General features: G+C 34.6%; 22 protein-coding genes. 5 read left to right on the top strand and 17 right to left on the bottom strand.

Annotated features, from left to right (window positions below):
• Nucleotides 1-212 (top strand): IS3 family transposase (locus tag PZE06_RS06950; RefSeq protein ID WP_275791650.1); only part of this gene is annotated, 212 nt, incomplete at its 5' end.
• Nucleotides 213-285: 73 nt separating this feature from the next.
• On the opposite strand, the gene PZE06_RS06945 is transcribed toward PZE06_RS06950, so the two are convergent.
• The 3 genes from PZE06_RS06945 to PZE06_RS06935 all read right to left on the bottom strand — a co-directional run bounded on the left by PZE06_RS06945 (nt 286) and on the right by PZE06_RS06935 (nt 4,061).
• On the bottom strand, nt 286-924 hold the full coding sequence (locus PZE06_RS06945; protein WP_150914929.1) for a YdhK family protein: 639 nt from the start codon (nt 922-924) through the stop codon (nt 286-288).
• A gap of 251 nt (nt 925-1,175) precedes the next feature.
• Nucleotides 1,176-1,814, bottom strand: a complete 639-nt coding sequence (locus PZE06_RS06940; protein WP_150914928.1) for a nitrite reductase — start codon at nt 1,812-1,814, stop codon at nt 1,176-1,178.
• Between the two features lie 90 nt (nt 1,815-1,904).
• Nucleotides 1,905-4,061 carry a copper-translocating P-type ATPase gene (locus PZE06_RS06935; protein WP_150914927.1) on the bottom strand — a complete coding sequence of 719 codons (2,157 nt, stop codon included), beginning with the start codon at nt 4,059-4,061 and terminating at the stop codon, nt 1,905-1,907.
• Between the two features lie 359 nt (nt 4,062-4,420).
• On the opposite strand from PZE06_RS06935, the gene PZE06_RS06930 reads away from it, so the two are divergent.
• A complete protein-coding gene (locus PZE06_RS06930) occupies nt 4,421-5,218 on the top strand; it encodes a plastocyanin/azurin family copper-binding protein (protein WP_150914926.1) in 798 nt (265 codons plus the stop codon).
• A 44-nt stretch (nt 5,219-5,262) separates the two neighbouring features.
• Here the strand turns inward: PZE06_RS06930 and PZE06_RS06925 are convergent, their stop codons facing one another.
• Nucleotides 5,263-5,997, bottom strand: a complete 735-nt coding sequence (locus PZE06_RS06925; RefSeq protein WP_150914925.1) for an urease accessory protein UreH domain-containing protein — start codon at nt 5,995-5,997, stop codon at nt 5,263-5,265.
• 412 nt (nt 5,998-6,409) lie between these two features.
• Nucleotides 6,410-6,775 carry a hypothetical protein gene (locus tag PZE06_RS06920; protein ID WP_150914924.1) on the bottom strand — a complete coding sequence of 122 codons (366 nt, stop codon included), beginning with the start codon at nt 6,773-6,775 and terminating at the stop codon, nt 6,410-6,412.
• Nucleotides 6,776-7,393: 618 nt separating this feature from the next.
• Here PZE06_RS06920 and asnB point away from each other — a divergent pair.
• Complete coding sequence (gene asnB / locus PZE06_RS06915) at nt 7,394-9,295, top strand: asparagine synthase (glutamine-hydrolyzing) (protein ID WP_150914923.1); 1,902 nt, start codon at nt 7,394-7,396, stop codon at nt 9,293-9,295.
• A 143-nt stretch (nt 9,296-9,438) separates the two neighbouring features.
• Here asnB and PZE06_RS06910 read toward each other — a convergent pair whose 3' ends face one another.
• The 3 genes from PZE06_RS06910 to lgt form a co-directional block, all read right to left on the bottom strand.
• A complete protein-coding gene (locus tag PZE06_RS06910; RefSeq protein ID WP_150914922.1) occupies nt 9,439-10,830 on the bottom strand; it encodes a sensor histidine kinase in 1,392 nt (463 codons plus the stop codon).
• Nucleotides 10,827-11,534: a response regulator transcription factor gene (locus PZE06_RS06905; RefSeq protein ID WP_150914921.1), complete on the bottom strand. Its 708-nt coding sequence runs from the start codon at nt 11,532-11,534 to the stop codon at nt 10,827-10,829. Before PZE06_RS06905 ends, PZE06_RS06910 begins: the two co-directional genes overlap by 4 nt.
• A gap of 194 nt (nt 11,535-11,728) precedes the next feature.
• On the bottom strand, nt 11,729-12,568 hold the full coding sequence (gene lgt, locus PZE06_RS06900) for a prolipoprotein diacylglyceryl transferase (protein WP_150914920.1): 840 nt from the start codon (nt 12,566-12,568) through the stop codon (nt 11,729-11,731).
• A gap of 289 nt (nt 12,569-12,857) precedes the next feature.
• Here lgt and PZE06_RS30075 point away from each other — a divergent pair, with 289 nt between their 5' ends.
• Nucleotides 12,858-13,175 carry an AbrB/MazE/SpoVT family DNA-binding domain-containing protein gene (locus PZE06_RS30075; RefSeq protein WP_150914919.1) on the top strand — a complete coding sequence of 106 codons (318 nt, stop codon included), beginning with the start codon at nt 12,858-12,860 and terminating at the stop codon, nt 13,173-13,175.
• A 95-nt stretch (nt 13,176-13,270) separates the two neighbouring features.
• Here PZE06_RS30075 and PZE06_RS06895 read toward each other — a convergent pair whose 3' ends face one another.
• From PZE06_RS06895 to PZE06_RS06880, 4 genes are all read right to left on the bottom strand, one after another.
• A complete protein-coding gene (locus tag PZE06_RS06895; RefSeq protein ID WP_150914918.1) occupies nt 13,271-14,449 on the bottom strand; it encodes a coiled-coil domain-containing protein in 1,179 nt (392 codons plus the stop codon).
• A 277-nt stretch (nt 14,450-14,726) separates the two neighbouring features.
• Nucleotides 14,727-15,881, bottom strand: a complete 1,155-nt coding sequence (locus PZE06_RS06890) for a YncE family protein (protein ID WP_150914917.1) — start codon at nt 15,879-15,881, stop codon at nt 14,727-14,729.
• Nucleotides 15,882-16,172: 291 nt separating this feature from the next.
• The gene (locus tag PZE06_RS06885; RefSeq protein ID WP_150914916.1) at nt 16,173-16,685 is read right to left on the bottom strand and encodes a QcrA and Rieske domain-containing protein; all 513 of its coding nucleotides are present in this window, start codon (nt 16,683-16,685) and stop codon (nt 16,173-16,175) included.
• Between the two features lie 96 nt (nt 16,686-16,781).
• Nucleotides 16,782-18,083 (bottom strand): methyl-accepting chemotaxis protein, encoded by a 1,302-nt coding sequence (locus tag PZE06_RS06880; RefSeq protein WP_191963171.1) that lies wholly within the window; start codon nt 18,081-18,083, stop codon nt 16,782-16,784.
• A 310-nt stretch (nt 18,084-18,393) separates the two neighbouring features.
• Here PZE06_RS06880 and PZE06_RS06875 point away from each other — a divergent pair, with 310 nt between their 5' ends.
• Nucleotides 18,394-19,971, top strand: a complete 1,578-nt coding sequence (locus PZE06_RS06875) for a multicopper oxidase family protein (protein WP_150914914.1) — start codon at nt 18,394-18,396, stop codon at nt 19,969-19,971.
• 177 nt (nt 19,972-20,148) lie between these two features.
• On the opposite strand, the gene PZE06_RS06870 is transcribed toward PZE06_RS06875, so the two are convergent.
• The 5 genes from PZE06_RS06870 to PZE06_RS06850 form a co-directional block, all read right to left on the bottom strand.
• Nucleotides 20,149-20,355, bottom strand: coding sequence for a capping complex subunit for YIEGIA (locus PZE06_RS06870; RefSeq protein WP_150914913.1), 207 nt, complete (start codon nt 20,353-20,355; stop codon nt 20,149-20,151).
• Between the two features lie 3 nt (nt 20,356-20,358).
• Nucleotides 20,359-21,270, bottom strand: a complete 912-nt coding sequence (locus tag PZE06_RS06865; protein ID WP_150914912.1) for a YIEGIA domain-containing protein — start codon at nt 21,268-21,270, stop codon at nt 20,359-20,361.
• A gap of 209 nt (nt 21,271-21,479) precedes the next feature.
• Nucleotides 21,480-21,794: a four-helix bundle copper-binding protein gene (locus PZE06_RS06860; protein ID WP_150914911.1), complete on the bottom strand. Its 315-nt coding sequence runs from the start codon at nt 21,792-21,794 to the stop codon at nt 21,480-21,482.
• A gap of 258 nt (nt 21,795-22,052) precedes the next feature.
• Nucleotides 22,053-22,430 (bottom strand): YncE family protein, encoded by a 378-nt coding sequence (locus PZE06_RS06855; RefSeq protein ID WP_150914910.1) that lies wholly within the window; start codon nt 22,428-22,430, stop codon nt 22,053-22,055.
• Between the two features lie 282 nt (nt 22,431-22,712).
• A complete protein-coding gene (locus PZE06_RS06850) occupies nt 22,713-22,970 on the bottom strand; it encodes a hypothetical protein (RefSeq protein WP_150914909.1) in 258 nt (85 codons plus the stop codon).
• Nucleotides 22,971-22,996: the final 26 nt, after the last annotated feature.

Genomic DNA, 22,996 nt, shown 5'->3' with positions numbered 1-22,996 from the left:
AAGCAACATGTGCGGATAATGCGGCAATGGAAAATTTCTTTGGGGTCCTCAAGCAAGAGATGTATTATGGAGAAGAATTAGTTTCTTATGAAGAGCTAAAAAAACAAATTGTTGAGTACATAGATTACTACAATAATAAGCGTATAAAAGTAAAATTAGCTGGTTTAAGTCCAATACAATACCGAACTCAAACCAGCCAATCAGCTGCTTAATAAAAACTCTAACTTTGTGGGGTCACCACCTTAACGACCTTTGAGTCAGCCTCTTTTAAAAATTCAAAACCCTTTATTCAACAGGAGATAACTCACTTTCTGTTACCCATTTATGATTTTTAACTTCTTTACCGCCAGTCGTTGTGGTGAAATCCACCATATAGACCGTCGTTTCCTCAGCTGAATCAATTTCCACAGATGCATCTTCCATCCCTTCCATATGGGATGCCTCTGTCTTCACTTCTGTACCGGGTTCAAGTGGTGCTTCCCCGGCATCAATAAGTTCTTCGTGAATAACCCACTTATGATTGGTCACTCTCTCTCCGCCCGTTGTTGGAGTATATGAAATCGCATATACAGTTGTATCATAGGCACCGACTATAGTTGCCTCAGCACCCTTCATTCCTTCCATGTGGTCAGATTGGATAATTGCTTTGCTGCCAACAGGATAAGTTGGATTTTCTGCCTCTTTTAAACCTTCAGGTACTTCACCTGAGCTAGACATATCCATACTACTATGATCCATTCCCTCCATGCCCTCTTCAGAACCAGAATGGTCCATGCTATCTTCTTCCGTATCCATATTTTCCTGATTAGCATTTTCTGTTTCTTCATTCGTTGATTCAGAATCATTATTGTTGCCACATGCCCCAAGAACTAAAAATAATGCTGCAAGTAAGCCTAATAGAAATCCTTTTTTGATATTTTTCATCAGTTTATTCTGCCTCCTTTTCTTGAAGTAGTTTATCCAAAAAGTTTGCAGATTTTGTGCATATATAACTATTTTCAACTTGCGTAAGTTAAAAATACATACTTTTCAGCAATATAAACTAACTGCCAAAATATATAAACAATAAAAGTCATATTTCATATCTAACATTCTGGCATAAAACTGAAAATTAGTAACATTATATAGAGCCCAATCGTCACCTAAATGATGGGATAATATGGGGATAAAGATATTTATCCTAAAGAATTATTTATCTGATGTTTAAGCCCTTCTAGTCCAATTCGATTAACAAACTTACAAAACGGCTCCCTTTTCTTACCTTGTTCAGCATATATTTCAATAATATGATCAACGATTTCATACAGTTGTTCAGGCTCAAGCTGATCCATAAAAAGAGTTCCAATCTGGGCATCTTTCCCTTTAGCTTTACCCCCAAGATACAAATCATATTTATCTCTTACTTTCATAACGCCAATATCATTCACCAAAGGTTCACCACATCCTACTGGACATCCTGTGTAGGCTGGCCGAAGGGTGAAAGGCACCGACTTCCCTGCTATCCGTTTATTGAGCTCAATGGCAACAGGCATGCCTTCCTCTTCTTCTCCTTTACAGAAATTACAGGTTCTTAAACTTTTCACGAAATTTCCAACTTGGTAAATAGCTAAACCTACTTGCTTAAATTTTTCTTTTACTAACTCCATTTGACTTTCAGGTATCTCTATATAAAGCTGTTGAAATGTTGTTAATTCAAGTTCGGTATCGTCGCTCATATGCTCAGCTATTACAGAAAGTTGTCTAGCATTTAACTTTGCACCAAATGCTATTCCTCCATTAATAGCTAGCTTGATCATCTTCTCTTGATTTTCCACGTTTTAATTCCCCTTGTATTTTTCTAATTTTATTTTCTAAAATGACTAGTTACCTCCATATAAACCCTCTTAATCTATATAAGCCTTTTGTTAGTCAATCTTTAACAGTTGAGCATTAATTGCACAAATAATGGTACTAAGTGACATAACTACTGCCCCTATAGCTGGAGTAATTACAATACCAACACTATTCAGGACGCCGGCTGCTAGGGGAATCGCAATAATATTGTATCCTGCAGCCCAACCTAAGTTTTGAATCATTTTTCTACGACTCGCTTTTGAAAGTTTAATTATGTTTAAAATATCTATTGGACTACTGTTGACAAGTACAACGTCAGCAGTTTCAATAGCAACGTCCGTTCCTGCACCAATTGCAATTCCTAAATCTGCTTCGGCAAGGGCAGGTGCATCATTAATCCCATCCCCGATCATGGCGACTTTTTTTCCACCTTGTTTTAGCTCTTTGACGTTATTTGACTTTTCATGTGGCAAAACTTCTGCAATGACTTGTGATAGTCCTAGCCGTTCACCTACATATTTTGCTACTCGACTATTATCTCCAGTCATCATCACTGTTTCAATTCCCCGGTCATTCAACTCTTTAATTACTTTATAAGAGGATTTTCTAATAATATCTGCTAAAGCAATCAAACCTTGTAACACATTATTTTTTAATACAAAAACCACTGTTTTCCCTTGTTGTGCGAGTCTATCATACGTATTCTCATCGAAGGGAATATTATTGGCTCTCATAACACCAGGACTAACAACTGAAATTTCTGCATCATCTATTTGAGCAGTTAACCCTTTTCCTGTTAGATTTTGGAAACCTTTAACTTCATGAAGCTTCAAATTGCGTTCTTTTCCTTCTTTTACAATTCCTTTTGCAATGGGATGGTCAGATTGAGTCTCAACGGAGTAGGCTAAGGTTAAAAGTTCTTCTTCACTTACACCTTTGCTTGGATAAACATCTGTCACACCGAAATTTCCCTCAGTTAAGGTTCCCGTTTTATCAAATACAATCCGGTCTACTTGATATGCACCTTCAAATGCAATACGGTTACGAATTAACAGACCTTTTTTAGCTGCGATAGATGTTGAACGCGCTGTAACCAATGGTGTTGCTAGGCCCAAAGCATGTGGACAAGCGATGATTAAGACCGTAACCATTCTTTCTAGAGCAAATTCATAATCTCCCGTTGTCCACCAATAAGCTAACGTAATAATTCCTACAACGATTGCAACATAGAATAACCATTTAGCAGCGATATCTGCAAAACCTTGTGCCTTCGATTTTGTTTTTTCCGCATCACTTACCAATTTAATAACCTGAGATAGATAGGTGTCATTTCCTGTCTTACTCACTTTAATCTTAAGTACACCTTCGCCATTAACGGCCCCACCAATCGCTTCCATTCCCGGCCCTTTTTCAACAGGAACGGATTCACCCGTCAACATTGATTCATCAACAGTTGAATTACCTTCAAATATTTCCCCATCAATCGGGATCTTTTCCCCCGATTTAACAAGAATCATATCTCCTGGTAGCAAATCCTCTACCGATACCTCCACAATATTTCCCGAAGTATCAATTTTGTGAGCTTCCTTTGGCATCAACTTAATTAACTCTTCTAATGCTTTAGAAGCACCCATAACAGATTTCATTTCAATCCAATGACCAAGAAGCATGATAACGATTAATGTAGCTAATTCAAAGAAAAAGTCACTTCCTTCGATAAAAAAGGCGGTTAAGGTGCTATATACATAAGCGGTTACTATAGCAAGTGAAATTAATAGCATCATTCCAGGTGTTCTATCTTTAATCTCACTCCATGCACCAATTAGAAATGGTTTTCCACCATAGAAAAAAACAACGGTTGATAGTAAGAATATTGATAGGGTGTCTCCTGTGAAGTTTACCTCATATCCAAAAAGCATTTGAATCATGTGGGACAAATATGAAATAGGGATTGCTAGAACTAAAGAAACCCAAAACCGTTTCTTAAAATCATCTAACATATGTTCGTGATGGCCCGAATGCCCTCCACCATGCCCTTCATGATTACCGTGTTGGTGGGTATGCTCTTCATTTAAACTTTCATGATGATGTCCATGTCCCTCATGTATTCCGTGATTATGGTGATTACTATGGCCATTTTGTTCAAGCGCTTCATGTAAATTATGCTCATGATGGTGACCATGCTGTTCATGGTTGTGTGTATGTTCACCTTTACCTTTGTTTTCCACTTTTCTCACTCCTTTTACAGATTGTTTAAGAAAATACTGCGGTTATGCTTAATTTATCCTTTTTCATCCTTATTATAATACACCATACCCCGCGAGGGTATGTATATTATATGGAATTTTCGTGCAATTTTTGTGCAGTTTATATTTCAGTTAGTCTTTAATATTTTTGAAGATGGGGCCACGTAATTATTGCAGGAATTTATTAGCATAGCTTGTCTTTAGAGTACATATGATATATCAAGAAAAATAGGGAGTTGATTGGTTTGAGCTTTTACCACTACTTTGTGTTATTTACTCTATCACTTCTATTTGTTTTATTTGTCGTATTCAGCCTTTATTATAAAGACCGGTTAAGAGACATGTCAGGAATGATGCTATCAATGATAATAGGGACAAATATAGGATTAACAGTTGGAGTCTTATTAGGCTCCAGTTATCAGGGAAACCTTTTCTATTCGACTATTTATTCAATTGTGGCAGGTGTACTCGTAGGAACTACTTGTGGGATAATTCTTGGGGTTCTTCCTTTACTTGAAGGGTTTATGGGTGGACTAATGGGCGGCATGATGGGGGCAATGCTAGGTGAAATGTTAACCCAGGAGGAATCTTTTATGATTATTAACTTGCTACTTACTCTGTCAGTAAGTGTACTATTTCTATTCCCCATCATTGCTATTCCTTCTAAAAAAGATACACAATTGCAAAATAAGAAGTGGCTCATTAAGCCTTTTTCAGCCTTTCTTTTTTTAGTAATTTATTTAATCATAGGTAATCAAATCGATAAAGGAATGATTTTCTCTAAATCAGAACAAAAGGAATCCCACCAACTTGAAATTAGTATAGATGTTCAGCCCTTACAATTTACATACAATCCTTCTAAAATTGTGTTAAAGAAGGGCCAACGCGTATCTGTTACATTAAAGAACTATGATTCTATAGAGCATGACCTAGAAATTAAAAACTTCCCCACAAAAAATGAAATCACTGAGAATCATAAAGGTCACTCAATTAAAAATCCAGACCTGCATCTACATGCACCTGCTGAAGAACAAATAGAAATGGCTTTTACCCCTACTCAAACAGGCACATATGAATTTTACTGTACGATCCCTGGTCACAAAGAAAAAGGCATGGTTGGGCTGATAATCGTTTCTTAAGTATACCCGAAAAAGCTTCAAGGGTTCATAAATTATTTTTAATTCTATCCCCAATAGGTAAAGGTATCAAGAATTCCCAATAGGATAATAATAACCCCAGCCAGCCTTTGAACAATTAAACCAAGCTTCCTGCCTTTCTTTTTCATTAACTTTCCACTAAGCCCAAAATACCAAATTAGAAAAATAGCTAATAGTAATGGTAATGATGTTCCAATTGCAAACACACCTGGGAGCAAAATACCATAGGAAACAGACAACGCCATTGGCATAAGAGTTACGAAAAATAAAATAAACATGGTAGGGCAAAATCCTAGCGTGAAGCTTACACCCATCAAGAATCCCCCTAATTTCCCTTTTTTCGTAAATCGTTCAGGGATGCTGCCAAATGAAATGATATGAGTGAATTTAATAACCCCAAGCATGTAAAGACCGATGATAATTAAAACAGGTCCTACTACTTTTCTAAACCAAGGAAAATAGAGTGTTAAAGTCGATTTAAACTCACTCCCTAACATCCATACAACCAATCCAAACATAGAAAAAACAACTATTTTTCCGATAATGAAAAAAATAACCTCTCCCCAAGCTGTTTGTTTTTGTACAGATTTATTACCATAAACCATAACAGCACCTAAATTTGCTGTGAATTGGCATGGTGCTAAGGCACCGACAATTCCCAATAAAAAAGCAAACAGCACTGGAACGCCCTCCATACTCCTTGTAAGATTCAAAAAGGGCTGGGTAAATATATTACTTAGCTGACTAAATAATTCATACATGTCATCTGACCTCATTTTTTAGATTTAGCTTTTTGTTGTTCCGAAAGTTAACCAGCATGGTTTCTATAACGTACGTCTTAAATCCTATTGACAATTATACAAATTTATTGAAGTGTCTAAATAAATCTCATTCTACTATTTATTTATGGAAAAAGTGTGCAGAATAAAAACATTTTCGGAACGAAAAGATATCAATTCCGGTTGAACTTCGTAAACTAACAGGTATAACTTTAAATACATTGTTAAAAATACAAATTAATAGTTTGAAAGATAGAATCTTTTATCACACCAGAAAAGGATAGGTTTACTAAAAGAAGAATAAACAATAAATAATTAAGGGATTTATTCAAATAATGAAACGAAGGGACACTTTAAATAAGAAGTGTCCCTTCCATCAACAAACATAAAAATGTTATATAAACAGTTTTGCCATTGATACCATCAATACGCCAAAAACAGCTAAAATCCCAAGAAAAGTTAAAATGGCATTTTGTGTCTCATTCTTTTGTAGTTTTTTATATTCTTTATAGGTGATTTCCTTTTCGGCAAATCTTAAACCATTTTGATTTGGAGCAACATAATAAATGGTACCATTCTCATCTTCAAGAATGACTTTACTAATCAATGCTAAACCGTCCTTTGTTTGTGCGCTACTACTAACCTGAACATTTTCTGCCAACTCGAACCCGACAAATTTATACAGTGTAGACTTCTGGATCATTTCACTAAGTTCATAAACCTGATGCTCAATGAATTGATTTGAAACACACAATTTCATCACCTCACTCAATACCCAATAATTTAGTTAAATCCAAGATAGCCTAATAAAATTGTATTCAGATTAAGTTATTTATAATATTCTATCACTGTTATTTTGGTGTATACCAATCTTTTTCCTTAAGGCAACTTTAATAAGAATTGGAGTTACCACTACTTTCATTTCCATACTCTATTATTTAATCCAAAAAGTTTCTATTCAGCTATGAAGGTTAATGCTGACTCCCCATTTGCTTCCAAGCTTCCATGGAATCTTCATTCTTAACCCCTTTATTTTTCACCCATCATATTGGGTCATTAAAGTAATGGCGCTGAATATTCCCATAGATACTCACCTTTCGTTTCTTAATATAACAATTAAATATGGAGAAACTGTGAAAAATTATCCTCTCGTAATAAAGTTTGCACATTTAAATACTTTTTCCTTTTCTTCCGCCGTTTCAAAGGCTTCTATTCAATTTTCAAGATTTTCATCTTTAATATATTAGAAACCTAAAAGAAGAATTTTGACTGAACCACTTTTTTTATTTCTTCATAGATTCTACAAATTTAACTAGTAATTTATTCTCTAGTATAAAAACTGACCATTAGGGATTAAAAAACTAGGCAGGTGGAATTTATGTGTGGATTTGTTGGTTGTATCTATAATGAACCTCAAAAAATAAATGAAGATTTGAAAAACAAAATTAATAAGATGAATACCATAATCACTCATCGTGGACCCGATTCAGAGGGTTATTATTTCGATGAATATGTTAACTTTGGCTTCAGACGACTTAGTATTATAGATATAGAAAGTGGAAATCAACCTCTTTCATATGAAAATGAACGTTATATGATGATTTTTAATGGTGAAATCTATAACTATATTGAACTGCGAGAAGAATTAATACAAAAAGGCTATGAATTTTCAACAGAGTCAGATACAGAAGTGATCATCGCTCTATACTCCAGTGTTAAAGAACAAGTCATAAGAAAACTTAGGGGGATGTTTTCCTTTGTTATTTGGGATAAAATTAATCAAGAGTTATTTGGAGCAAGAGATCAATTCGGTATCAAACCTTTCTTTTATTCAGAACAGGATGATGCTTTATACTTTGCGTCAGAAAAAAAGAGTATTCTATTAGCTACTTCTTCTTTCTTAGATCGCGATTCTTTGCAACACTACCTTAGCTTTCAATATGTACCTGAACCAGATACTTTATCAAAGGGCATTAAAAAACTCCAACCTGGCCATTATTTTATTAAAAAGCCCAGTATCACCATCAGAACCGTGGAATATTGGAAGCCTCAATTCCAACCTATAAATCTACCAGAATCACAACTAATTAAGGAAATTCAAGAAGTTTTAATAGATTCGGTTATTAAGCATATGCGTAGTGATGTTCCTGTTGGTTCATTTTTATCGGGAGGAATTGATTCATCTTTTATAGTTTCATTGGCAAAACAAGTGAATCCTCGTCTAAAAACTTTTTCTGTTGGATTTGAAACTGAAAGTTTTAGTGAAGTAACCGTTGCCCAAGAGACAGCAACAGCTCTTGAGCTAGAGAATATTAACTATATAATTACACCTGAAGAATTTCGAAAAGAGCTTCCCAAAATTATTTGGCACATGGATGACCCGCTGGCTGACCCAGCTGCAGTACCATTATATTTTGTTGCTAGAGAGGCAAGGAAACATGTCACAGTGGTATTATCTGGGGAAGGTGCAGATGAATTATTTGGTGGTTACAATATTTACAGAGAACCCGAGTCACTACAACTATTTAACTTTATTCCTTATCCAGTCAAACAGTTGATGAAAACTCTCAGCAACATACTCCCGGATGGAGTTAAAGGCAAAAGCTTTATTGAGCGTGGGGTTACCCCTTTAGAAGAGAGATATATCGGAAATGCAAAAATGTTTGAAGAAAGCGAAAAGAAATTGCTGCTTACAGATTATAGAACTAATTTAGACTATAAAAATATAACGAAACAAATATATAGACTATCTAATGGATATGATGCAGTCACCAAGATGCAACACCTTGATATTTATGCATGGCTTCGAGGGGATATATTATTAAAGGCTGATAAAATGACTATGGCTCACTCCCTTGAGCTTCGAGTCCCCTTTCTAGATACAGAAGTGTTCAAAGTAGCATCCAAAATCCATTACAAACATAAAATTAACAATCACACTACAAAATATATTTTACGAAAGGCGGCGGAGGGAATTGTCCCATCCCACGTCTTGAACCGAAAAAAATTAGGATTCCCTGTTCCTATCCGTCACTGGCTTAAAGATGAATTATATGAATGGGCTATTGAATTAATTCGTGTAAGTCCAACTGATTATTTATTTAATAAACAGGAAGTCCTCAATTTGTTAGAACAGCATGTAACAAATAAGAAGGATAACAGCCGTAAATTATGGACAATCCTCGTCTTTATGATTTGGCACCAAATTTATGTTGAAAACCTATATGAATTTAGCTATGAGAAGGTGGAAAATGAAAAAAAAATAGTACTAATAAGTTAACCCCCGAATATTCAAAAAAATACCCAAGCAAATTATGCATGAAGCTTGGGTATTTTTCCATTTGGCTGCAAGTCAGATCAATCCCTATATAGTCTATTCAGTGATTTTTTGTCTTTTCTAACTAAATTTTCTCTTTAAATTTATTAATGCTCAATATTCAAAGGTAAGCTTACGCAAAATTCTGTACCATATCCATATTTACTAGTAACTGTGACACTTCCTCGTAATAGTTTAACCAGTTCATAAACGATAGCAAGTCCTAATCCTGTTCCGCCCATTTCTCTTGAACGTGATTTCTCTACACGGTGAAAACGATCAAAAATAAATGGGAGGTCCTCCTCTGGTATCCCAATCCCAGTATCCTTTACGGTGATTAAGATAAACCCATTTTGTTGTTCAGCGGTAACAACTATTTTTCCTTTCTCAGTATAGTAAATAGCATTCTCCAACAGATTTATGAGGATTTGATGAATACGGGTACCATCGGAGTAAATAGAAGGTAAGGTATTCTTAATAATCACCAATTCTAGATCCTTTCTTCGGGCTTTTACCTTCACTTTTCGGGTCGCTTCATCTATTAATTCTTCAATATCAACCAATTGATGATATAATTTCACTTTACCCTCTTCCATTTTAGATAACTCAAATAAATCCTGGATAAGTTTCGATAGTCGATCAGACTCATTCTCAATAATAATTGAGTAAGACTCCAACTCTTTTTCATCAGAATATTGGTGAGTCTTTATCAATTGTGCATATCCTTTTAGATAGGAAATTGGTGTACGGAGTTCATGTGAAATATTTGCTAATAATTCGCTACGATTAGTGCGATAATTATTCAATTCTAAGCTGAGTTTATTAATGGCTTTACCTAGTGATCCTATTTCATCGTTTGATTTTATTTGGATATGTGTTGTTAAATTACCCTTTGCAATTTTTCTTGTCGCTTCTTCCATTTCTATTAAAGGTTTAGAAAACTTTCTCGAAACAAAGAGAGTATAACAGAACGCTAGGATAACTGAACCAATAATAGATACAATTATCCAATGTCTTACACTATGCATAAGCTGGTGTATTTTATCAATTGATGAAAAAACAAAGATACCACCACTAAATTTTCCTTCAACAATTAATGGTCTGCCAACAAAGAAGAATTCTTCACTTGTTTCTAGGCTCTTGTAACCCCTATCAAAATACTTACCTTCCCTTAAAATTTGAAGTAAATCATGTTGAATCTGTTGTCCTTTTTGGAATTCTAATACCGGATTTGATAAAATAACTCCCTTTTCATCAAAAATGAGTATTTCTTCATCTAATGTAGAAGTGAGATAATCAAAAATTTTGGGATCATTTCTAAAATTATTTTCTAATGCTTCTTTCAATTTATTAGCGTGTTGATTTACATTTTGGTGTACCTGTTCAGAGTATATCTCTAAGAAAATACGATCGATAATAAAACCCAACGGCAATAAAATTACGAGAAATAAGACCATCATAATGAATCCTAATTTCAAAAATATGCCATTAACCTTCATTTCGTGTCCTCGTGTAAATTAAATTTGTAGCCTACTCCCCATACTGTCTGTATAAAATTTGTATCTTCTAATACCTTTTTTAGCTTGATTCGTATATTTTTAATATGAGAATCAACATTTCTCAAATCCCTAATCTCGTTAATTTCCCAAATTTTATCTAGTAAAATTTCTCTTGTAAATACGCGATTTGGATTTGAAGCAAGCAATGATAATAAATCAAATTCTTTTGCAGTCAACTCTATTTGCTGCTGATTCACAAAAAGTTGTCGGCCATCAAGGTCCATTCGAAACAAACCGTTAAAATAAACGTACTTATTCTCTTCTGATGATTCAAGCTTCGTATGTTCATACCTTCGTAATAAGGCTCTTATTCTTGCTTTCAATTCCTCAAACTCAAATGGTTTTACAAGGTAATCATCAGCACCTATCTCTAGCCCCATTACTTTATCGGATAATTCGGATCTAGCTGTTAGCATAAGAATAAGTGTCTCCGCGTCTTCCTCTCTGACTTTTTTACATATTTCCCAGCCCGATACATATGGTAGCATTACATCCAATATAATTACATCAAAGGATTTTTCTTGAAGTATATCTAAGGCTGTCTGTCCATCTTTTGCTGCAAAAATAGCATATTCATTTCTTAAGTGAATCTTAAGTAAATCCATCATGTATGTTTCATCTTCAACTATTAATATTTTTTTCATCTGGATCCCCCATTAACTATTGGCATAAAAGATCATTAAAAGCGTTACATTAATTATGAACCTTCTTACATTAAAAGTCCGATTTCATACTTAAGAAATCGGACTTCTCTTACATAATTTTGAGAATCACCCCAAGATAAATACAATTGTAATAGTATTATTTCTGTCTTTTTAATATATTGTTACAATACCTATTATTTCTTTAATTGTTTGTTCTGATGAGAAGAATCCTCTTTATATGTGTAGTTATTTAATCCTTTCCCACGCCTATACCAAATTGTAAAGGCTGCTCCCATAATTAAGACTAAGGAAACAACTTGAGCAATACGCAATGAATCTGTAAGCATTAAACTGTCTGTTCTTAAGCCTTCAACAAAAAACCTTCCGAGAGAATACCACACAACATATGAGAGAAAAAGTTCACCAAGCTTTGGCTGAAACTTTCTAAGTACGATTAAAATAAAAAACCCTACAAAATTCCAGAGAGATTCATACAAGAATGTGGGATGATAATAAGCTCCTTCTATATACATTTGATTAATGATAAAGTCTGGAAGATAAAGGTTTTCTAGAAAAGACCTTGTTACTTCGGTCCCGTGGGCTTCCTGATTCATAAAGTTTCCCCACCGCCCAATGGCTTGACCGAGGATAATACTTGGTGCTGCCACATCTGCTAGTTGCCAAAATGAAACACCTCTCTTTTTTGCAAAAACAATCGCTGTGATAATAGCTCCAATTAAGGCTCCATGAATGGCAATCCCGCCTTCCCAGATTGCGATGATTTCACCAGGATTTTCTGAGTAATAATCCCACTTAAATATTACATAATAAATTCTGGCACTAATAATGGCTATCGGAATCGCCCAGAGTAAAAGATCAGTAAATATGTCTTTCTGAAGACCCAATTTTTTTGTTTCTTTTGTAGCAAGAAACCATCCTAGTGCTATTCCAAATCCAATAATTATACCATACCAATATATTGTGAATGGTCCGAGTTCAAGTGCAACCCTGTTTAACGGCTGTATACTATCCATAACTATTCCTCATTTCTTTTAAATATAATTCTAGATTAATATATAGATGTGGAGTTTTTGTGCATTATGGACTTTTACCTAACTTCGCTTTTAATTGCATCTAAATCAAATTTCAATTACTCAAATCTACTATTTAAGTATGAAAAAGTGTGTGCGGAAACAAAACATTATTTGTATAGTAAATAAATTGTAAATCTGCAAAGTTTCTTCATATTTTTTATGTATATTACCTATAAGTTATCTTTTTTGAAAAATAATCTTTGCTTAGTAAATAGTATTGGAAATAATTATGGAGGCTAAAATGATATTTTATAGGAAGATATCAAAAACAGGTCAAATTACTCTCCCAAAGGAGATTTGCACAAATTTGAACCTTATAGAAGGTGAGTACTTATTTATTTATAAATACAAAAATAGTATTATAATTCAAAAGCACCATGATAATACGACTCTTAACCAATGCATTTTTCGAAACGGTAAGATATCAATCCCAGCTGAACTACGTAAATTAACGGGAATTACCCAAAATACTTTATTAAAAATAAAGATTAACAGGTGCAATGAAAAAATTATTATCTTACCAGAAAAAGATAGACACTTAAGATAGGCTGATAAGTCTATATAGGTTTTATATAGTCTTAACCACAAAAGATCAGAAAAAGGCTTATCCTCGTTCAAAAAGGATAAGCCTAATTTATCTAATTAAAAATTGGCTACTCTTCGTACATGTCCTTTAAATGTTTTTTGATAATAGCCAGAGTTCATATTAGCAATTGCCACACCTGTAGAGGATTGAGAGCCTATAAATTTCCCACCACCAAGGTAGATTGCAACGTGTCCATCCCTCTTGTACGTATCAAAGAATACTAAATCCCCAGGCTGTGCCTCACTGAGTGATATCTTTGTACCTTGTGTTCTTAAAACCTCTGTACTTGCGCCAATACTGATACCAGCCTGTCTAAATGCCCAACTCACAAAAGCAGAGCAGTCAAATCTTCCATTTGCAATATCATATGCGTTTCTACCGCCACCAAAAACATATACAGAGTTCCCAATATATTTATTTCCTGCTGTTAAAACAGTATTTAAACTTCCGTCATTTGCAGGTGGTGTATAGGCAACTTTACTACTAGCGTTACTACTACTTTCCTTTGTAGATTGGGAACTGTTTGAAGCTTCTACTTGTTGGGTTGCTTGTTGTGCAGCTTGTTCAGCTTGTACCTTAGCCTCTAACTCACTGAGTTTCTCCATATTACCTTTTTGAGCTTCCTCAAGATCCTTCTTTAAAGCATCATTCTCTTCCTTTTGCTTTTGCATATAGGATTTCATACCTTCAAGCTCTACTTTATTTTCTGTTAGTTCGCTTAGTTTTTGGTCAAGATTGGCTTGTTTCTCTACTACAGCTTCCTTATCTAATTCATGTTGTTTAATTAGGTCGCTATCGGCGTTTGCTATTTGTGTAACAGTAAATACTCGATCGATAAAATCATTTAGATTTTCGGAACCTAAAAGAACTTCGATATAGCTAACCTTCCCGCCAGATTCTTGGAAAGACTGTGCACGTTTTGCTAATACCTCTGTTCTTTTATCAATGGTGTTATTTAAAACTGCTATTTCCTCTTCAAGTTTCTTTATTTCATCTTGAGTTGCTTTTATGTCATTTTCTGTCATTACGATTGTTTCATTATTTTCTTTAATAGCTGCGTCTGTTTTCTTAATTTTTTCTTCCAAAGCAGACAGTTTATTTTTTGTTTCATCAATATTTTTTTCTACTTGTTGAATTTGTGTAGAATAATCTGCATAAACAGAAGGGATAGAAATTAAGCCCCCTACTCCTAAAATGATTGATGTGTTTAGGACTAATAGTTTCTTTTTCAACATTTTTTCTTCCTCCGACCCATTTGTTTTCGACAAATTTTATTAGAATGTGAGATAGTTTTTATGTTTTCTTCTTCAAATGACAAATTTCAGTCTTTTAAAACAAATTTCTTCTTTCTCAGAATATAGGAATCTACCATCATGTTCAAAGATAATATTTTTACAGTTATGTTTCATTTATTACTATTAGTTCTTAATAACATGAAAATACCGTTTCCTATAAATTAAGAAACGGCATATTAATATTCTTTATTATTAATAGATATTTAGTGAGAGCTTATTATTCCATGATACTAATTCCATTTGGAACATTACCAACTTCAATCGTTTCAATCACTTTATTTTGTTCTGTATCAATTACTGTAACGGTATTTTCAAACATATTTGTTACATAGAGACGCTTGCTGTCAGAACTTGTAACCACTCCGTGGGCACCTTTACCCGTTTCGATAGTTGATGTTACCGCCTTAGAAGCCAAGTCAACAACAGTAACAGAATTAGATGGAGCATCTTCAGTTCCTTGGTTAGCTACATAAGCATATTGGTTTTTTCCATCAATATATACTTGTGCAGGTCCCTTTCCTACCTCTACTTTTTCAACTTCATCTGTTTCTAGGTTTACAATGGCAAGCATATTCTCTGTATTTAAGGTTGCTACAAGTGTTTTCCCATCAGACGTAATTCCTGTTGTCACAGGTGTGAAACCCACTGTAATTCTTTTCTCTTCATGCATCGTTTCAAGATTTACAACACTGACAGAATCCTCACTCATATTTGCAATATAGGCCTTCTTGCTGTCTGCGGAAATCCTAAACCCGTGAGGCCCTTTTCCAGTATCAACTGTTTCAGTTATTGAAAAGCTTTCCATATCAATTACTGATACATTATTATCTTCAGTATTAGTGACCAATGCATATTTTCCATCCTCAGTGAAAACAAAATGAGCTGGATGATTCCCTACTTCAACCATTTTTAATAATTCATTTGTTTCGATATCAAAAAATAAAGCTTTACCATTCATCTCCATAGAGGCATCCCCATGGGCATCTCCACCATGCGAGTCATCACCATGGTTATCTTCACTTTGTGACTCTCCACCATGACTCATGGCTGGAACAACAGTTGCACCAAGCATTTTTCCATCCGGGGAAACCTGTACATTGTGAACTGTACCTTCTACTTCAATAATCTCATCGACTTCGTTAGTAGCGGCATTTACTTTGGTAATACTCCCTCCCTCATCGGCTGTAAAATAGAATTTTGCGTACTCTGTTTCAGTTTCAGAAGTATTTGTTTCTTTTACTTCCTCCGATGTTTTTGTTTCCTCTTGCCCCTTTTCTGTAGATGCCGCACTTTGATCAGAATTAGAACTGCACCCTGCTAAGACTGCCCCTGATATCAGTAAACTAATTAAACTTAACTTTGTTTTATTCATGTAATGCTTCCTCCTTTTTCGAATCTATTGTTAGGATAATGACTCTCTAGGATTCTACATGTGATTTACTTCACTTTATAAAAAAAGAGAGGAAACATCTTAAAATTTTGTGAAAATCCATAAAAACTGCATAACCTCATATTAAAATAGATTAATTTGTAAAAGGTAAACATTTGGTCATTCTGTATGGATTAAATACAACAAAAAAGCTTATTCGTTTAATGTGAATAAGCTCTTAAATCCAATATTCATTCTTTTATAAAAAAGTTTTCTCCGACCTCCAAAAAGCAATTATTTTTCTGTATTCTCCCTTTTCATCGGGCTAAGCACAGCGATATAAACATTGCCATCCTGAATATAGGATTCGAATATGTCTAAAGGTCTTGGCGGAGGGCCACCCACATTAATCCCATTTTCATCGTATTGCCCCCCATGACAAGGGCAATAAAATCGCACCCCATTTCCCTGCATTTTTACATCTGCATCCCCTGCAGTACAACCGAGATGGGTACAGATTGGAGACATAATCAATAAAGAGTTATCCTTTTTATCTTTATTGATATAAACAAAACTTTCCCTTACTTGTTCTTCCCAAGCATCCTTAATGGTCACTTTATAGGATACCTTTTTGGGAAATTCCCCCTTCTCTAATTCGCTTAATGGCCCAATGTTAGCCATCGTACTCGTATCAATTTTTCTTTTGTCGTCACTGCAGGCTGTCAGCCCGATAGGCAGCACTGAAACAGCAAATAACCCCGCCGTACCTTTCAACGATTTCCTTAGAAAATCTCTCCTTTTCAGCATAAAATTCCCTCCTTTTCTTTAAGATAGCACTCAATTATGCAGAAAATTTGAATTTTGTTCATTTCACATAAATGTAAAAAACTGATTGGCAATCCTTTACGATACGTTGAACTCTTTCGTCATTTCCCTAAGGTCACCCGCAATGTTGGATAATGCTTTGGTTGAATCAGTTATTTCTCCAATTGCTACAAGTTGCTCTTGGCTGGATGCAGAAACATGAATAGAATTTTGCGTATTTTTTCTTGAAACTGAAGAAATTTGCTCCATTGTTCCTGTAATTTCTATAGAGCTTATGGACATTTTTTTGGCTGCTTTTAAAATACCTTCCATTTCATGATTTATTTTTGTCGTAGATTGAGAAATTATTGAGAATTTCTCTTTTGTATCATTTGTAATCTCAATCCCTTCCTGTACATCTTTTATAACATTACTCATAGACTGTACAGAAACTTCAGTAGCTTTTTGTATTTGATCGATGAGTATAGCTATCTTTTCAACAGATTGGTTGGATTGTACGGCCAGCCTCCTTACTTCCTCGGCAACAACAGCAAAGCCTTTACCTAACTCACCAGCTCTAGCTGCTTCGATTCCTGCATTTAATGCTAGTAAATTTGTTTGATTTGCTATATCAGAAATGACGTTCAATATTTGTACAATTTCTTGTGAACTTTCTTGGTGAAGTTGAATTGAAGTATCTGACTCACTCACGGAATTTTGTATTAACATCATTTGGCGAACCGTTTTGTCTACGGCCTCTTCTCCGTCATAGGCATATCCTTTTGCTTGTTGAGAAAAGAGAGACACCTTTTCAGTGTTTTCGACTATTTTCTTAATCCCTTCATTCATTCCTGTAAATGCTAAAGCCACTTTCTCAATACTACTAGTTTGGCCTTCCGTACCGTTTGCTACCTCTTGCATGGAATTTGAAATTTGCATAGAAACCATGTTAGTTTCATTTGCATTTTCCAAAAGTTGTTCAGAAGAATTTGCTATGTGAACGGACGCATAATTTATTTTCTCTACTATATCTTTCAAATTCCCAACCATTACTTCAAAGGATCCTACCAATTGACCTATTTCATCATTAGATTTTTTAGGAATTGTAACCATTAGATCTCCTTCAGCTACTTCCCTCGTTAAAGTTAATAATGTTTTTAAAGGGGAAACTACAATTTTGCGAATGAAAAATGCCACTATTATGGTTGTAAAAACAATATTGATAGCAGTACTTATGTAGATACCATAGGCTATTTGAACATTATGGTCCAACAATGAAATTAAATAGTTTGTTAATGGTACGCTTATTAGGAGTGCCAATATTATTACAAAGTTCATTTTAATCGTTAAACTTAGTAAATGATTTTTTTTAATAAAATCTAATTTTGTATTCCTTCCCATGCACATCTTCCTTCCTGATTATCCCGAAAATATCCAAAATGATTCTTGTAAATAGTCAGTGTACAAAACAAATATGCAGAAAGTATCAATAACCAATTTCCTTACATGGCTTTTGCAAAGATTTCAATTTCATACTTTAATAAAAGAACGTGAGAACACTCGATATCTTTTGGATTTTGAATATTTAATGAACTTTTATTAAAACCTGTGATTTTTTCCCTTGCTTTTTAAAATTCATCAAAAAAATCCTCAATTTCTGCAAGTATTTCTATTAAGCTCAATTCCGAAATAAAAATTTGGAGGGTTCTAGATGAAGTTAAAATTAACTGTATTATTAGCAGCGATTATTCTCTTCCTAGCCGCTTGTTCTTCGGACCAAGGTGCAAAGACAGAGAATACGGATCAAAGGGATACAGAAAAAACAGAAGGTAAAGTAGAAGGCTTAACTTCAACTAATACTGAAATATTAACTGGAAATGAATTCAATCTTGTTGCTAAAGAAGTCTCCCACCCATTAAACAGTGAAGTAACTGTAAAAGCTTGGACATATAACGGCTCTGTTCCAGGATCACAAATCCGAGTTAAGGAGGGCGAAAAGGTCAAAATCAATTTTAAAAACGAACTTCCAGATCCAACCTCTATTCATTGGCACGGGATTCCTGTACCGAATGAAATGGATGGGATACCAGGTGTAACTCAGAATGCCGTTCAACCTGGAGAAACATTTACCTATGAATTTACTGCGATGGTACCTGGAACCTATATGTACCATTCACATCAAGAGGCTGTAAATCAAATGGATAAAGGACTTTATGGTTCGTTTGTTGTTGAGCCTAAAGAAAAAACCTATGACCGTGATTATACAATCATGTTAGATGAGTGGATGAGTAATCAGGAAGAATCTGAATCAATGAGCGAAGATTTGGAAGAAATGGACGGAATGGACCACAGCAATATGAACGGTATGAATCATGGTGCTAGCTCGGAAGCCGACGAACATGGTACTGAGAGTATGGGACACGATATGTCAGGCTACGACATCTTTACCATGAACGGAAAAAGCGGTGATGCGATTGAGCCTTTAAAAGTAAAAGAAGGAGAAACCGTTCGGATTCGTTTAGCAAATGTTGGGTATATGTCTCACAACATACACTTACATGGACATAAATTTAAAGTGGTTGCGATTGATGGTCAGGAACTGAATGAGCCAAAAGAAATTACGGAAGAATTGATTGCGATTGCTCCCGGAGAGCGCTATGACATTGAGTTTACCGCTGATAATCCTGGGGAATGGTATCTTGAGTGCCACGGAGATTTGGAAGGTACAGAAGGAATGAAAACAAAAATTCAATATGAAGGCAATAGTGAATCAACTGATCAATCTAACCAAAATGAAAATTTACCGATATTCAATTTTACTAATTACGGTGGAGCAGAAACAGGAGAATTCACCCTGGACCAACAGTATGATGTTGAATACACAATGGATCTTAACGGAAACGATATGGATAATATTTTTACAATTAACGGTAAGGCATTCCCAGATATAGATGGTCTCTCCGTAAAAGAAGGAGATTTAGTTAAAGTAACATTAGTCAATAATTCACCAGAAGGTGTCGATCACCCAATGCATCTACATGGTCACTTCTTCCAAGTATTAAGCAAAAATGGAAAACCAATAGAAGGTTCTCCAATTGTAAAAGATACGATTAATTTAAAATCAGGTGACGAATACGTGGTAGCGTTTAAAGCAGATAACCCTGGTAACTGGTTATTCCATTGCCATGATTTACACCATGCAACAGCAGGAATGGTATACTTAATCAAATATGATGGTTTTGAACCAAACTTTACTCCTGATCCAGATGCGAATAATAAACCAGAGTAATGAAAAAATGCGGTCATGACAATTTGGCCGCATTTTTTTATGCATAACTTTTATATTATTAATTAGAAATTGTTGTGTTTACCCTACACTACGACTGAGTGTTAATATTTTCACACAGCACTTAATACAGTTAAGATTTTCTTTAGGCAATAAATTTTTAGCACAAAATAGTCCTTTTTATATTCTTAAAACTAAATAATCTCCATTTTTCATTTTAACTACATCTGCTTTCATCGCTTTTGCTATGTCTTGTACCATGGTCTTTTGCTGCTCTTCATCCTGCGCTAATAGAGTGAGTTGTTTCCCTCCTAACACTCGTTCTTTTTGTAACGTAACTAATGCTAAAATCTCATAATTTGGTCTTTCAGTTGATTCCCTCCCCATTTTTTATTCCCTCCCCACTAAATTTGTATCCATAACAGCATGACTCTTTTTAACACTTTCAAGTAATGGAGTCTTTTTAACAGCTTCAACTAACTTGTCTATATCCTTTATAATTGGAACAAGTGTAATAACGATGATCCCTTTTTCATATTCTTTTCTTGTGAAATGATATCTTTTTACCCCTAGCGTCCTTGTAGCCTCAAACAAAGCAGCCTGCCTTTGTCCGTAATTATCTAAAGCCACCCGATAATGATCTTCATGCGGGTAAATGACAACTGCTAAACCTTCAGTTTGAAACATTTTTGAAGCATTATCGGATCCTAACAAGTTCGATACATAGATCCCATCAACAAAAAGTTCTGATTCTTTTATTTCAATTGTTCCTATCTTTACCTCAGCGATATCCCCAATTGTCTTTCCTTTTGAAAACCGTTTTAAAATATAAAGAACAATAATTCCAACAATGGAACCAATCACGATATTAACCCAGAGGATGTTACTGTCTATCATTTGCATGGTTAATGCAGTAACAAATGCAACAATTAAAGAAAAATAATTCCTTGATTCAAAAGTCTTAGCAATTCCATCAATATAGGCATCTCCTCGGAAAGCATATTCCGTATTCTCTAAATCCTTTAAGCTTTCTCTTTCAGACTTTCTAACGTCCCTAAATTGTTGAATGGCTACGGTAAGAAAAGTAACAGCAGTAAAGTTTTTGGTCATAAGAGCAGGTATAGCAAATGCCCCCAAAGCAGCAGCAACGAAACCTGTCACTAGATGAAGCATATACCCGTTTGGGTAACTTGGATATTGTCTAAAATCTTCTTTAATCGTAAGCACACGAGCTAATGTACCAATAATTGTTGCTGTTACGATCATAATAATATGTTCTGTAGAAATCAGTCCGTCCTTCATTTGAAAATCCATCCTTTTTGTAGTAATTTCCAAATTTTATAAAAAGTATGAAACAAGAAACAATGGTGATTATTATAGTAAGTTTTTTTAAATGGCAATAAGTCGGTTAAAATCATGAAGTAAACCGGAATAAATAGAAAAAAGACGACTCCACACTCAAAAAATGAACGAGAGTTGTCTTTTTATAAGGCGGAGAGATTTCCTAGTAATTAAGAACCCATATTTCTGCAAACTTCTGCACACTCACGACAAATTTTCGCACATTCTTGGCAATGTGCATCTTGGAATTTTTCGCATTCCACTGCACAAGCTTCGCAAATAGCTGCACAAAGTTGACAATGTTGTTTAGCATACATACTATTTTTGGCCATAAAAGCCACAGATTGCAAACAAATTTCAGCGCAATCATTAAGCATTTGAATACATTTTACCCTTGCTTGAACATCTGGTTCTTGTAAGCATGCAGTTATACATTCTTCACAAGCCCTAGCACATTTTACACAAATTTCAATACATTGATCCATATCTTTTGGTGAAGCTGAAAGTACACCATGTTAAAAACCTCCAAATAGTTTTGTCGGAATTATTATTTTCCATTTACTTTCTTTTATACTTAAAACGTCTTTTATATAGTAATTATTACTGATCAAAAAAATCCTGTATTTAACAGGATTTCAGAATAATAAAATACAAACTTCCAAAAGCATCTACATGGAAAAACTTATTTCTAGGAGTTTCTCCAAGTTTAATCTTCTTAATAACTTCAAAACTATTATCATCCACTACCGATAAATCATTGGAATTTTTTTTGTTACATAAAGTTTATCATCGCCAGGTACATAAGATACGTGGTTCGCTGTTTCCCCTGTGACAACCCTTTTTGTAATCTCATAATTTTCAAGATTTAGTTTAACAAGATCATTGGAACTTCGGTTTGAGGCATATAAAAACTTCCCATCTGGTGAAAGCTCTAACCCGTGTGTTCCATCTCCGGCCTTAATTGTTTTAGTTTCTTGCTGCTTAATAATATCGATAACCGAAATCGTTCCATCGCTAGCATTAGGTATATAAGCTAAAGAAGGTTCTCCTTTTGTAGAAATAAAAATAATAGCAACCACTATAAATAAACCAACCAGTATTATGCCTGTCTTTTGCTTCATTTTGTCTCCTCCTCTATTTATTCATCCTGAACAATTTGAGCTACATCATTTTTCTCCCAATTAAATGACCTAGATGGGATGTTTTCAATATTATCTAATCTCAAAGTGATACGTTCATCCAAGACTTCTCCATTCCACGTTAAAGAGCCGACCATATGATGAGAATCTTCATTGGATAATTCCCACTCAGCTGTTCCATTTGGATGGTTCTCAAAAGAAAGTTGTGCAAGTTAGTCCATCTCATATTGAAGCAAATCACCAGAATGTGTATTAAAGTCTACTTCAAAAAAGAGTTGTGATGAGAATTTTTTCGTGTATTAAGGAAACTTGTATCTGGACTGTTCCTTGTGAGCCTGTTCTTTGTATTGAAGATTCTATGCCTTCTCTTTTGATATTTGATGCTGAATTTTCGACCTGTTCCTCAATAGTATCATCCTCCGTCTCAACTTCCGGAACATGTAATTGTGCTATATAAAACCATCCAATAAACAATATAATCATTGCGGCCCCTAGAATCATTAAAATCTTTTTAACTTCCATGGTTTTTCCTCCATCTTACTAAAATA

Source organism: Robertmurraya sp. DFI.2.37 (assembly GCF_029211245.1).
GTDB lineage: Bacteria > Bacillota > Bacilli > Bacillales > Cytobacillaceae > Robertmurraya > Robertmurraya methanolica_A.
Note: the sequence above shows the minus strand (reverse complement) of the source record. Positions and strands in the feature narration are given on the sequence as shown.